Source organism: Sodalis sp. C49, assembly GCF_046352915.1.
Lineage (GTDB): Bacteria > Pseudomonadota > Gammaproteobacteria > Enterobacterales > Enterobacteriaceae > Acerihabitans.
On record NZ_CP163303.1, the window covers coordinates 1,149,599 to 1,162,050 of the forward strand.

A 12,452-nucleotide genomic window follows, 5' to 3' on the forward strand; every position below is an offset into this window, starting at 1 on the left:
CCCAAAGCACCCAGGATTACAGACTTCCCGTTGGGGGGAGGATGAGAACCTTCGACCAAGGTTCGAGCCGAGCGCAGCGAGACAACGATGCGCCAGCATCGGCCCGCAGGGTGAGGAGCGCAGCAACGAATCATCCTTCCCCCACCACCATCTGCATACACCGCATACATTCCCACAGCACCCAGGATTACAGACTTCCCGTTGGGGGGAGGATGAGAACCTTCGACCAAGGTTCGAGCCGAGCGCAGCGAGACAACGATGCGCCAGCATCGGCCCGCAGGGTGAGGAGCGCAGCGACGAATATTCCTTCCCCCACCACCATCTGCATACGCCGCATACATTCCCACAGCACCCAGGATTACCGACTTCCCGTTGGGGGGAGGATGAAACCTTCGCCAGGTTCGCCATCGTTTATAACCGTTTTTTTTTCTGCTACCATCACGTATCACTTCCTTGATGGCGCACAAAATGAAGTTTGTCTCCTTTAACATCAACGGGCTACGGGCCAGGCCCCATCAGCTCGAGGCCATTATCGAGCAGCATCAGCCCGACGTTATCGGCTTGCAGGAAACCAAAGTGCATGACGATATGTTCCCGCTGGAAGAGGTCTCCCGCCACGGCTACCACGTCTATTACCATGGCCAAAAAGGCCACTACGGCGTGGCGCTGCTGTGCCGCGAACAGCCGCTGGCGCTGCGCCGCGGGTTCGCGACGGACGAGGCCGACGCCCAGCGCCGCATTATCATGGCCGATTTCGCTACCCCGAAAGGCATCCTGACGCTGGTCAACGGCTACTTCCCCCAAGGGGAAAGCCGCGATCATCCGGTTAAGTTTCCCGCCAAGCAGCGTTTCTACCAGGATCTGCAACACTACGTTGAACAACACCACAATGCGCAATCCCTGTTGCTGATCATGGGCGATCTGAATATCAGTCCCACCGACCTGGATATCGGCATCGGCGAGGAAAGCCGTAAACGCTGGCTGCGCACCGGCAAATGCTCATTTTTGCCCGAAGAGCGGGAATGGCTGGGACGTCTGCAGACCTGGGGCCTGGTTGATACCTTCCGCCAGCAATTTCCCGACAGCGCCGACCGGTTCTCCTGGTTCGATTACCGCTCGCGCGGCTTTGATGAAAATCGCGGACTGCGCATCGACCTGCTGCTGGCGTCGCCGTTGCTGGCGCAGACCTGCACGGCCACCGGCATCGACTATGCTATCCGCGCCATGGAAAAACCGTCCGATCATGCGCCGGTCTGGGCGGATTTCACGCTGTGATTGCGCCGTCCCCGGTCATTGAGGTGGTGGCGGCCATTATCGAGCGCGACGGCCGCATTTTGGTGGCGCGGCGGGATGCCCGACGCGATCAGCCGGGCCTGTGGGAATTTCCCGGCGGCAAACAGGAGGCGGGGGAAAGCCAGCAGCAGGCGCTGCGGCGCGAGTTACAAGAGGAGTTGTCTATCGACGCCCTAATCGGCGCGTATATCGGCAGCGAACGCCTTACGCTGCCCGACCGCCATATCCAGCTGCACGCCTGGCACGTGACGGCTTTTAGCGGCAGGATATCGTTACACTGTCACAGTGAAATTGCCTGGCTTCCACCGGCGGTTGCCGCCACCTATGCGCTGGCGCCCGCGGATGGGCCGCTGTTACAGGCTTTTATACGTATACGCAGGCAATAAGGCGCGCGGCCAACGCCGGGCACAGGTATTTTTTATGGCCATGCCGGCAGAAAAAATGTGACGGCGTCACAAAATACCTCAGGCGGCGCCCGCCTGGGGTTTTGGCGTACCGCGGGGCGCGCGCCGGAAGGTTTTTTTGCCGGTCGTGCCCGTATTTCCCTTAGCAGCGGCAGGCGGCAGGCCGCGCAGTGACGGCGGCGCCGGCTGCTGTCGCGCCTGCTGGATAAGACTTTGCAGGGTAGCGGTCAGGGGCTGCATAAAATCCTCATAGCGGCACTGTTTTTCGCTGATTTTGGTCAGGGTCGCCTCCCAATGCGCGGTCATATCCGGGCTGGCGGCGCTGGGCGGCAGGGCATGGATCAGGCCGCGTCCCGTGGGGGTCGAGAGGATATTTCGCCCTTTTTTCACTAAAAACCCGCGGGTAAACAGCAGCTCGATAATGCCGGCGCGGGTGGCCTCGGTGCCCAGCCCGTCGGTGGCCCGCAGGATTTTTTTCAATTCCTTATCCTGCACAAACCGCGCGATACCGGTCATGGCGGACAACAGCGTCGCATCGTTGAACGGCCTCGGCGGCTGGGTCTCGCGGGACACCACTTCCCCCGACTCGCACAGCAGTTCATCCCCTTTCGCCACCACCGGCAGCGGCGTGCCGTCATTTTCCTCGTCGCGCTCCTTGCCGCCCAGCAGCGTGCGCCATCCTGCTTCCGCCAGAAAGCGCGCTTTGGCGACAAACTTGCCGCCGGCAATATCCAGATTGATCACGCAGCGGCGAAACATCGCATCGGCGCAAAACTGCATCAAATATTGCCGGGCCACCAGCGCATACACCTTATGCTCGTTCTCGGTGAGCGTCGTTTTGCCACCGCGGGCGGTGGGAATGATGGCATGATGCGCGTCCACCTTTTTATCATCCCAGGCGCGGTTTTTCTGGTCTTTATCCAGTGTTGCCTGCGTCATGAGGTCCGGCTGGTGGGCCTGGATGGCGTTAAGCACCGCCTGGCGCCCGGCAAAATGTTCTTCCGGCAGGTAACGGCAGTCCGAACGGGGATAGGTAATCAGCTTATGGGTCTCGTACAGGCGCTGGCAGACATCCAACACCTGCTGGGCGCTAAGTCCATAGCGCCTGGCCGCCTCGATTTGCAGGGTTGACAACGAGAACGGCAGCGGCGGCGCCTCGGCTTCCCGCTTATCCTGATACAGGGTTACGCGCGCCGGCTGGCCGGCGATACGGGTAACCACATGATCGGCCAGGGCGCGATGCAGCAGGCGTCCTTCCTCGTCCTGATAGGATTCGCAGGCCTCGCTGGGCACCCACAGGGCGACAAAGCGTTCTTGTGACGGTGTCACAATATGCGCCTTAACCTCAAAAAAGGTTTTCGGCACAAAGTTCTCGATTTCCTCATCGCGCTTGACCACCAGCCCCAGCACCGGCGTCTGCACGCGACCCACGGATAATACGCCTTGATAGCCGGCGTTGCGGCCCAGGAGGGTATAAGCGCGGGTCATATTGATGCCGTAAAGCCAATCGGCGCGGGCGCGCGCCAGCGCGGAAACGCACAGCGGAATAAATTCGCGGTTTTCGCGCAGACGGGAAATAGCCTTGCTGACCGCCTGCGGATTGAGATCGTTGACCAGACAGCGTTTGGCATTGCGACGTTTATCCCCGCTCAGCGCCAGATAATCCAGCACCTCATCCACCAGCAGTTGGCCCTCGCGGTCCGGATCGCCGGCGTGGATCACTTCCGCGGCGTCGGCCAGCAGCTTTTTCACCACATTTAGCTGTTTTTGCACCGATGGCCGCGGCTGCAGCCGCCATTTTTGCGGCACGATAGGTAAATCGGCCAGCGACCAGCGGGCATAGCGGCTGTCATACGCGTCGGGCTGCGCCTGCTCAAGCAGATGACCGATACACCAGGTCACCACATGGTCCGGTCCGCAGGCTATATAGCCGTCTCCCCGGCGGTGGGGCTGCGGCAGGACATCGGCAATCGCCCGGGCCAGGCTGGGTTTTTCAGCAATAAAAAGCTGCATCGCGCACCCTCTATTTTACTCTTACACAGGCCGCCAGGGCCGGATCTACGGGCATCAGGATACCACTGTTGGCCAGGCCGCGCCACGCGCCGCCGGCGCGCGGCGCGGGCACATCGCGCAACGCCGGCCCGCCGGGAACGGCTAGAAGTGACGCACGAACGGCTCCGTATCCGGCGCCAGGATAGTGGTGGAGGCTTTCAACTGCGGGGTACCCAAATACAAAAAGCCGACGATCTCATCCTGTTCACGGCAGCCGAACGCCTGTTTCACGGCCGGCGCCGTCGCCCACAGGCCGGTGCGCCAGATGCCGTTGAAGCCTTGCGCCAGGGCGGCCATCTGCATCGCCTGCACTGCGCATCCCGCCGAAATGACCTGCTCCCATCGTGGAACTTTGGTCTGGGTATCGCACCAGGCCAGTACGGCGATAATCATCGGCGCCCTGAACGGCGCCTGCCGGGCTTTTTCCACGCCCTTTTCGTCCAGCCCGGCCTCAAGTGCCGACTGGTGCAGCAGTTCGCTAAAACGCGTACGCCCTTCCCCGTCGATGATGACAAAGCGCCACGGCTGCAGCGCGCCATGATCCGGGGCGCGCATGCCGGCGCGGATAATATTATCCAGGACGTCGCCGGCGGGCGCCGGCTCGGCAAGTCGTGACGCCGAACGCCGGTTTAACAAAAGTTCTAATGCATCCATTACCTTACTCCTGATGGTGGGCACGACCGCTACGGTAACATATGCCCTTGGTTGGAAACAGTATGACGCTTTTTAAGCGGATTTTTTCTTATCTTTAATGCTGACTTTTAGCGGGGGGATCTTTAGGATACCTGACAACACACTCTCATCGGCATTGTGACGACTATTCAGCCATCGTAACGTTGATGGTTAAACGTTGCTGAGTTGATTTTAGATTATGATTCCTGCACACGTAGTTTTTATGGAGCACACATGCGCACATTGTGGCGAATAATATCCGGCCCCTTCAGATGGTGCTGGCGTTTGTTAAATTTCATCCGCGAATTTATCCTGAACCTGTTTCTTATTTTCATTATTGTCGTCTGCGTAGGTATTTACCTGCAATTGCACCGGTCGGCGCCGGAGCCGGGCAAAGGCGCCCTACTGGTGGATCTTACCGGGGTGGTGGTCGAAAAGCCGTCGGTCAATAATAAATTACGGCAAATCGGCCGTGAATTACTGGGCGCATCCAGTAACCGTTTGCAGGAAAACTCATTGTTTGACGTGGTGGATATGCTGCGCCAGGCAAAATCCGATGGCAACATTACCGGCCTGGTGCTTTCGCTGAAGGATTTCGCCGGCGCGGACCAGGCCTCGCTGCAGTATATCGGTAAGGCGCTGCGCGAATTCCGCGACTCCGGCAAGCCGATCTATGCCGCCGGCGACAGCTACAACCAGGCGCAGTACTACCTGGCCAGCTTCGCCAATAAAATCTACCTTACGCCCCAGGGCGCGGTGGATCTTCATGGTCTGGCCACCAATAATCTGTATTACAAATCACTGCTGGATAAATTGAAGGTCAATACCCATATTTTCCGGGTCGGCACCTATAAATCCGCCGTGGAGCCGTTCCTGCGCGATGATATGTCCCCCGCCGCCCGTGACGCCGACAGCCGCTGGCTCGGCCAGTTATGGCAGCACTATGTAGATACCGTGGCCGCAAACCGCCAGATCACGTCTGATCAGCTGTTCCCCGGCGCCCAGGCGATGGTGGCCGGCCTGCGGTCCGTCGACGGCGATACGGCGCAGTTCGCGCTGGCGAATAAGTGGGTCGATACCGTGGCCTCCCGTGTGGCGGCATCGAAGCGGAAATGACCAAGGCCTTTGGCTGGAACAAGCAAAAAAACGCGTTTAACGCCGTCAGTATTTATGATTACCAGACGCCGCGGCAACCGCAAAAAGGCGGCCAGATTGCGGTGATTTTCGCCAACGGCGCCATTATCGACGGCCCGGAAACCCCGGGGTCGGTCGGCGGCGACACGACCGCCGGCCAGATCCGCGACGCCAGGCTGGATCCCGATGTCAAGGCCATCGTCTTGCGGGTTAACAGTCCCGGCGGTAGCGTCAGCGCCTCCGAGATGATCCGTTCCGAGCTCGAGGCGGCGCGCGGCGCGGGTAAACCGGTGGTGGTTTCCATGGGCGGCATGGCCGCATCCGGCGGTTACTGGATTTCCACCCCGGCCAACTACATCATCGCCAGTCCCAGCACCCTCACCGGCTCGATCGGTATTTTCGGCGTTATCAACACCTTCGAGGATTCCCTGGGCAGCATAGGCGTCCATACCGATGGCGTCGCCACCTCGCCATTGGCCGATCTGTCGATGACCAAGGCGCTGCCGCCGGAATTTTCGCAGATGATGCAGCTCAACATCGAGAACGGCTACAAGAACTTTATTACGCTTGTGGGCAAGGCGCGGAACAAATCTCCCGAGGAGGTCGATAAGATTGCCCAGGGTCATGTCTGGGTCGGCAGCGATGCCAAGACCAACGGCCTGGTCGATCAGTTGGGGGATTTTGACGACGCGGTGGCGAAAGCGGCCGAACTGGCGAAATTACAGCAATACTACCTGAACTGGTATCTGGATGAGCCGAGCCTGCTTGATATGGTCATGTCGCAAACCAGCGCCGCGGTTTATGCGCATCTGCCCGTCATGATCCAGGCGTTCCTGCCGGCGCCGGCCGCGCAGGTTTCCGCCCTGTTTTCCACCCAGGCCAACGCGTTTCCGAAATTGAACGACCCCCAGAACCGTTACGCCTATTGCCTTACCTGCGGTGACGTCCAATAACCTGGCCGCCCCAACCGATACCAGCCCCGTCCGGGGCTGGTGTTATTGCCTGCAGGACGTATAATTAGCGTATTATCCCGTCAACGCCTGTCCCTTCATGTCAAAAAAATCCATTTATGTTGCGTATACCGGCGGCACCATTGGTATGCAACGTTCCGAAAACGGTTATATCCCGGTCTCGGGGCATCTGCAGCGTCAGCTGGCCCTGATGCCGGAATTCTATCGCCCGGAAATGCCCGATTTCACCGTGCATGAATACACGCCGCTGATCGACTCCTCCGATATGACGCCCGACGATTGGCAACATATCGCCCAGGATGTCGCGGAAAATTATCATCGCTATGATGGGTTTGTTATTTTACACGGCACGGACACCATGGCGTTCACCGCCTCCGCGCTGTCGTTTATGCTGGAAAACCTGAATAAGCCGGTGATCGTCACCGGATCGCAGATCCCGCTGGAGGAACTGCGATCCGACGGCCAGACCAATCTGCTCAACGCGCTGTACCTGGCGGCCAACTATCCCGTGAATGAAGTCAGCCTGTTTTTTAACAATAAGATGTTTCGCGGCAACCGCGCCACCAAAGCCCACGCCGACGGTTTCGACGCGTTTGCCTCACCCAATTTGCCGCCGCTGCTGGAAGCGGGCATCCATATACGCCGCATGGCCTCCCCGCTGCCGCCCGGGGGCGACGGCGTGCTTATCAGTCATCCGATCACGCCGCAGCCGGTCGGGGTGGTCACGCTTTATCCCGGCATTTCCGCCGATGTGGTGGGCAATTTTTTACGCCAGCCGGTGAAAGCGCTGATCCTGCGCTCCTACGGCGTGGGCAACGCCCCGCAGCACCCGGCGCTGCTGGATGAATTGCGCCAGGCGGTGGCGCGCGGAAGCATCGTGGTCAACCTGACCCAATGTTTTTCCGGCCGGGTCGATATGGGCGGCTACGCTACCGGCAACGCCCTGGCGCGGGCCGGCGTTATCAGCGGATTTGATATGACCGTCGAGGCCACCCTGACCAAACTGCACTTTTTATTGAGCCAGTCGCTGCCGGCCGCCGATATTTGCCGTCTGATGCAGCAAAACCTGCGCGGGGAGTTAACCGTTAAAGAGTGAACGGGAGAGATCTATGAACAGCGCCTTACTGTTGATCGATTTACAAAATGATTTTTGCCCGGGCGGCGCGCTGGCGGTCGCCGAGGGAGACGCGGTGATAAGCGTCGCCAACCAGGCGATGGCCTTTTGCCGCCGGTCGGGTTTCCCGGTGGCGGCCTCGCTGGACTGGCATCCACGCCAGCACGGCAGTTTTGCGGTCAACGCCGGCGCCCGGGTGGGCGATACCGGCATGCTGGACGGTCTCAGCCAGGTATGGTGGCCGGTGCACTGCGTACAGGATACCCCCGGGGCGCAGTTGCACCCGCAGTTGCATCAGCAATGGATTGATAAGAAGATCCTCAAGGGCCGCCAGCCCGAGATAGACAGCTACAGCGCGTTTTTTGATAACGGCCATCGCCAGCAGACCGAGCTGGATGACTGGCTGCGCGCGCTGGATATCACCCATCTGACGGTGATGGGGCTGGCGACCGACTATTGCGTAAAGTTCACCGTGCTTGACGCGCTGTCGCTGGGCTATCGCACCGACGTGCTCACCGAAGGATGCCGCGGCGTCAACCTGGACGCCGGCGACAGCCAAAGGGCGCTGGAGGAAATGCGCCGCCACGGCGCCAGGCTGGTGACCCTGGATGAGATGATGCGCGGCGTCTGAGCGCGAAGCGGCGCCGGCGAAGGATAGGCGTTTCCCGGCATGGTGACGCGGCAGCGCCTGCCGGGGTGGCCGCGCTATTCGGGCTTGATACGCGCCACCGGTCGCCCGGTCAGTTCCTCAAGCAGCTCGCGCTTGCTTTTCATCACGATTTGCCCGTCGGTGCCGATGCTCATATGCTCCGGCTGATGATTATGACGGGCCTGCCACAGCATCACCATTTGCAGGCAGTTATCCTTTTGTTCGGCGGTCAGGGGAACGCCGTCGGGCCATTTGCCCAGTTCCACCGCCGTTTTCAGGCGCTGGTAGATGTCAGGCGTCAGGTTAGCCAGTAGCGCATCAACGTCCACGATTTATTCCTTATCATAAGAATAATTAGCTGAATCGATAAAGCTTGCCTCCGCCGGCAGCGATACGCGCGGGTGTGTTACGTGCGAATCAGCCGTCGATTTCTTCGCCATTTTCCTGGTCCTTAAAACGCAGCGAAGCGGAGTTAACGCAAAAACGGGCGCCGCCGGGCTGCGGCCCGTCCGGGAATACGTGCCCAAGATGGGCATCGCAATTGCCGCAGCGGATCTCCACGCGATGCATACCATGGGAGTTGTCGTCCAGATAACGGATGGCGGACTCGTTAACCGGCTCGTAAAAACTCGGCCAGCCGCAGCCGGAGTCATATTTGGTTGCAGAAAAAAACAGCGGCGCGTTGCAGCACAGGCAGTGGTACTGGCCGGTGCGCTTATTTTCCAGCAACTTACCGCTATAAGGCGGCTCGGTGCCCCGCTCCTGCGTGACGTGGCGCTGCATATCGGTCAGATGGTCGGGGACGATGCGATCGGGATCATTTTTAGCCATACGTGCGATTCTCAGGCGGTGAATGAATGATAAGGGTTTTGAACCGGCTTATTATAACAAATAATTAACAACACCGGGATGATTTTTAGCTTAAACTAGAGGGCGAGAAACGACGTGAGCGGTAAGTGTGATGCATGTCACATTTAGCTGCCAGGTGCAGTTTAAATGGCGGGCTACGGCCCCCATCTTATTCGTAGCTGTGCGGGCGGCGGAACGGACAATTTACGTTCAAATGGTGTGATTACGTTTGATTTGCAGCAATAATTGACACGATTCCGCTTGACGCTGCGCGAGGTTTTTGTAAGTTTACAAGTAACCTTTTATTCACTAATAATTAGCTGGTGGAATATATGACTATCAAAGTAGGTATCAACGGTTTTGGCCGTATCGGCCGTATTGTTTTCCGTGCTGCGCAGGAACGTGACGATGTCGAAATCGTCGCCATCAATGACCTGTTAGACGCCGACTATATGGCTTACATGCTGAAGTATGATTCAACTCACGGTCGTTTCGACGGTACCGTGGAAGTGAAAGACGGCCATCTGGTTGTAAACGGCAAAACCATCCGTGTTACCGCTGAGAGAGATCCGGCTAACCTGAAATGGGGTGACGTTGGCGTTGACGTGGTTGCAGAAGCCACCGGCATCTTCCTGACCGACGAAACCGCCCGCAAGCACATCACCGCCGGCGCTAAGAAAGTGGTCCTGACGGGCCCTTCCAAGGACAATACCCCGATGTTCGTCATGGGCGTGAACCATAAATCCTATGATGGCCAGGATATCGTGTCCAACGCTTCCTGTACCACCAACTGCCTGGCGCCGCTGGCCAAAGTCCTTAACGATAAATTCGGTATCGTTGAAGCGCTGATGACCACCGTACACGCCACCACCGCAACGCAGAAAACCGTCGACGGCCCGTCCCATAAAGACTGGCGCGGCGGCCGCGGCGCGTCCCAGAACATCATTCCGTCCTCAACCGGCGCCGCCAAGGCCGTGGGTAAAGTTATCCCCGAGCTGAACGGTAAACTGACCGGCATGTCCTTCCGTGTTCCGACCCCGAACGTTTCCGTTGTCGATTTAACCGCGCGCATTGAAAAAAGCGCAACGTATGAAGAAATCTGCGCAGCGATGAAAGCAGCGTCCGAAGGCGAACTGAAAGGCGTAATGGGCTACACCGATGAAGACGTGGTTTCCACCGATTTCAACGGCGAAAAACTGACGTCGGTATTTGACGCCAAAGCCGGCATCGCGCTGAACAAGAATTTTGTAAAATTGGTAGCCTGGTACGATAACGAAACGGGTTATTCCAATAAAGTACTGGATCTGATTTCCCATATCGCCAAGTAATCATTGTCGATAAAGAACGGCTTATGGGGCGACAGCAATGTCGCCCTTTTTATTTGATTCCAATGCTTAACTTCACAAGGCTCATGTATGCATAACTCTGTTTTTGCGTTACCCGTCAAAGAGCAGCTCTCATCCTCCATCAGCTTGCGTCAGATGGATGAACTGCCGGTTATCGTCATCGATCATCCGCGCGTCAAGGCGGCGGTTACCCTGCAGGGCGCCCATTTGGTGGCCTGGCAGCCCGCAGGCGAAGAACCGGTGCTGTGGTTAAGCGACAGCAGCGAATTCAAGGATGGCGTGGCCATTCGCGGTGGCGTGCCCGTCTGCTGGCCCTGGTTCGGCAAGGTAGCCAGTCCCAACCATGGTTTTGCGCGTATCCTGCCCTGGCATCTCGACGTCCATCAGGAAAACGATCAGCAGGTCACTCTGTCCCTCAGCCTGCACGACAGCGCCGTTACCGAGCAATACTGGCCGAAACCCTTTACCCTGACCGCGACATTTGTCCTGGGCCGCACCTGCAGCATCGAACTGGAAGCCAAAGGCGATTTCCAGAACACCGCCGCCCTGCACAGCTATTTTAATATCAAGGATATTAACGACGTCAGCGTAAGCGGACTGGGCAACAGCTATATCGACAAGGTGAACGGCGGCGTTACCGCGCAACAGCAGGGCGACGTCACGTTCAGCGGCGAAGTGGATCGGGTATATACCCACCCGCAGGACATCAGCCTGATTAACGACCGGGGCAATAAACGCGTCATCGAAATCCATCATCACCACTACAGCGACGTGGTAGCCTGGAATCCCGGCGCGGAATTGGCGAAAAAAATCAGCGATATCACGGACGAGGGCTATAAAACCTATGTTTGCGTGGAAACCGCTCGCGTCAATAAACCGCTGGTAGCCACGCCGGCCGCCCCCGCGCGCCTGGCGACGGTTATCAGCCTACGTAAAGCCTGACCGCGGCTTACGGCCCCATGGCGGCCAGGGCCGCCCACGCTAAACTGCAGCGAACCTGTTACCGGGAAAGCGTGCCGGTGGGGCCGGGCCGGTCCTCTCGGGTCGTCGCTAAGATCAGACGATATCCAGATGGGTTTTGCGCTGGGGCGCGGGAAACGCGCGATCCAATTCATCAAGGTGCGCCGCGCTCAATACCACCTCCAGCGCCCTGGCATTCTCCTTCACATGCGCCCGGCTTCCCGCCTTGGGAATAGCAATCACCCCCGGACGCCGTATCACCCATGCCAGTAACACCTGGGCCGGCGTAAGCGCCAGTTCGCCGGCGATACGCTGTACCGCCTGATTGTCCATCAACCCGTTACGCAGCTTGCCGGCCTGCGCCAGCGGACAGTATGCCATCACCGGCATTCCCCGTTCCTGGCACCACGGCAGCAGATCGTACTCAATACCGCGCGAGGCCAGATGGTACAACACCTGATCCGTCATACAGGCATCGCCGCCCGGCAGCGACCACAGTTCCTCCATATCCGCCACGTCCAGGTTCGACACGCCCCAACGTTTGATCTTTCCCGCCTGGCGCAGCGTCTCCATGGCGGCGATGGTATCGGACAACGGAATGCCGCCGCGCCAGTGCAATAAATACAGATCAAGATAATCGGTTTGCAGACGGCGCAGGCTGTTTTCGCATGCCGCCTGCGCCTTGGCGCCACCGGCATTCTGCGGATAGACCTTCGACACCAGGAACACCTCTTCGCGCCGGCCATGTATCGCCCGGCCCACCACGCGCTCCGCGCCGCCGTCGGCGTACATTTCGGCGGTATCAATCAGGCTCAGCCCCAGGTCGAGTCCATACTGCAACGCGCGCGTCTCAGCCTGGATATCGCTGGACCGTTCGCCCATATACCAGGTGCCCTGACCTATCGCGGGCAGGGTATGCCCATCGGGAAAAATCACCTGTTTACTGGCCATAGTTCCTCCTGTTGTATAAAACACCGCGGGCGCACCTGATTGGTGCGCCCGCGCATA

At 58.8% G+C, this 12,452-nt stretch carries 11 protein-coding genes, 2 other RNA genes and 1 pseudogene; 9 read left to right on the forward strand and 5 right to left on the reverse strand.

Annotated elements, in window-relative coordinates; genetic code table 11:
- Nucleotides 1-20: 20 nt before the first annotated feature.
- The 4 genes from ABUK12_RS05060 (at nt 21) to ABUK12_RS05075 (ending at nt 1,679) form a co-directional block, all read left to right on the forward strand.
- A non-coding RNA gene (locus ABUK12_RS05060) (RtT sRNA) lies at nt 21-150 on the forward strand.
- A 41-nt stretch (nt 151-191) separates the two neighbouring features.
- Nucleotides 192-321, forward strand: a non-coding RNA gene (locus ABUK12_RS05065) — RtT sRNA.
- Nucleotides 322-468: 147 nt separating this feature from the next.
- Nucleotides 469-1,275, forward strand: coding sequence for an exodeoxyribonuclease III (xthA, locus tag ABUK12_RS05070; RefSeq protein WP_410015257.1), 807 nt, complete (start codon nt 469-471; stop codon nt 1,273-1,275).
- A complete protein-coding gene (locus ABUK12_RS05075; RefSeq protein WP_410016556.1) occupies nt 1,275-1,679 on the forward strand; it encodes a pyrimidine (deoxy)nucleoside triphosphate diphosphatase in 405 nt (134 codons plus the stop codon). Before xthA ends, ABUK12_RS05075 begins: the two co-directional genes overlap by 1 nt.
- A 78-nt stretch (nt 1,680-1,757) precedes the next feature.
- Here the strand turns inward: ABUK12_RS05075 and ABUK12_RS05080 are convergent, their stop codons facing one another.
- Together ABUK12_RS05080 and ABUK12_RS05085 are read right to left on the reverse strand one after the other, a co-directional pair.
- Nucleotides 1,758-3,710: a DNA topoisomerase III gene (locus ABUK12_RS05080; RefSeq protein WP_410015258.1), complete on the reverse strand. Its 1,953-nt coding sequence runs from the start codon at nt 3,708-3,710 to the stop codon at nt 1,758-1,760.
- Nucleotides 3,711-3,851: 141 nt separating this feature from the next.
- On the reverse strand, nt 3,852-4,403 hold the full coding sequence (locus tag ABUK12_RS05085) for an NAD(P)H nitroreductase (RefSeq protein WP_410015259.1): 552 nt from the start codon (nt 4,401-4,403) through the stop codon (nt 3,852-3,854).
- A gap of 252 nt (nt 4,404-4,655) precedes the next feature.
- Here ABUK12_RS05085 and sppA point away from each other — a divergent pair.
- From sppA to pncA, 3 genes and pseudogenes are all read left to right on the forward strand, one after another.
- Nucleotides 4,656-6,508 (forward strand): annotated as a pseudogene (sppA, locus tag ABUK12_RS05090) (signal peptide peptidase SppA).
- 97 nt (nt 6,509-6,605) lie between these two features.
- Nucleotides 6,606-7,622, forward strand: a complete 1,017-nt coding sequence (gene ansA / locus ABUK12_RS05095; RefSeq protein ID WP_410015260.1) for an asparaginase — start codon at nt 6,606-6,608, stop codon at nt 7,620-7,622.
- A 13-nt stretch (nt 7,623-7,635) separates the two neighbouring features.
- Nucleotides 7,636-8,271, forward strand: coding sequence for a bifunctional nicotinamidase/pyrazinamidase (gene pncA, locus ABUK12_RS05100; protein ID WP_410015261.1), 636 nt, complete (start codon nt 7,636-7,638; stop codon nt 8,269-8,271).
- 74 nt (nt 8,272-8,345) lie between these two features.
- Here pncA and ABUK12_RS05105 read toward each other — a convergent pair whose 3' ends face one another.
- A complete protein-coding gene (locus ABUK12_RS05105; RefSeq protein WP_410015262.1) occupies nt 8,346-8,618 on the reverse strand; it encodes a YeaC family protein in 273 nt (90 codons plus the stop codon).
- Nucleotides 8,619-8,706: 88 nt separating this feature from the next.
- Nucleotides 8,707-9,120: a peptide-methionine (R)-S-oxide reductase MsrB gene (msrB, locus tag ABUK12_RS05110; RefSeq protein ID WP_410015263.1), complete on the reverse strand. Its 414-nt coding sequence runs from the start codon at nt 9,118-9,120 to the stop codon at nt 8,707-8,709.
- 350 nt (nt 9,121-9,470) lie between these two features.
- Between msrB and gapA the strand changes: the two genes are divergently transcribed.
- Nucleotides 9,471-10,466, forward strand: coding sequence for a glyceraldehyde-3-phosphate dehydrogenase (gene gapA, locus ABUK12_RS05115; protein ID WP_410015264.1), 996 nt, complete (start codon nt 9,471-9,473; stop codon nt 10,464-10,466).
- Between the two features lie 87 nt (nt 10,467-10,553).
- Nucleotides 10,554-11,426, forward strand: coding sequence for a D-hexose-6-phosphate mutarotase (locus tag ABUK12_RS05120; protein ID WP_410015265.1), 873 nt, complete (start codon nt 10,554-10,556; stop codon nt 11,424-11,426).
- A 114-nt stretch (nt 11,427-11,540) separates the two neighbouring features.
- On the opposite strand, the gene ABUK12_RS05125 is transcribed toward ABUK12_RS05120, so the two are convergent.
- Nucleotides 11,541-12,395, reverse strand: coding sequence for an aldo/keto reductase (locus ABUK12_RS05125; RefSeq protein ID WP_410015266.1), 855 nt, complete (start codon nt 12,393-12,395; stop codon nt 11,541-11,543).
- Nucleotides 12,396-12,452: the final 57 nt, after the last annotated feature.

Bases quoted from the DNA above. Each gene is read 5' to 3' on its own strand.
- ansA (WP_410015260.1), top strand. From the start codon at position 6,606: ATGTCAAAAAAATCCATTTATGTTGCGTATACCGGCGGCACCATTGGT.
- ABUK12_RS05125 (WP_410015266.1), bottom strand. From the start codon at position 12,395: ATGGCCAGTAAACAGGTGATTTTTCCCGATGGGCATACCCTGCCCGCG.
- ABUK12_RS05120 (WP_410015265.1), top strand. From the start codon at position 10,554: ATGCATAACTCTGTTTTTGCGTTACCCGTCAAAGAGCAGCTCTCATCC.
- ABUK12_RS05080 (WP_410015258.1), bottom strand. From the start codon at position 3,710: ATGCAGCTTTTTATTGCTGAAAAACCCAGCCTGGCCCGGGCGATTGCC.
- pncA (WP_410015261.1), top strand. From the start codon at position 7,636: ATGAACAGCGCCTTACTGTTGATCGATTTACAAAATGATTTTTGCCCG.
- ABUK12_RS05085 (WP_410015259.1), bottom strand. From the start codon at position 4,403: ATGGATGCATTAGAACTTTTGTTAAACCGGCGTTCGGCGTCACGACTT.
- gapA (WP_410015264.1), top strand. From the start codon at position 9,471: ATGACTATCAAAGTAGGTATCAACGGTTTTGGCCGTATCGGCCGTATT.
- xthA (WP_410015257.1), top strand. From the start codon at position 469: ATGAAGTTTGTCTCCTTTAACATCAACGGGCTACGGGCCAGGCCCCAT.
- msrB (WP_410015263.1), bottom strand. From the start codon at position 9,120: ATGGCTAAAAATGATCCCGATCGCATCGTCCCCGACCATCTGACCGAT.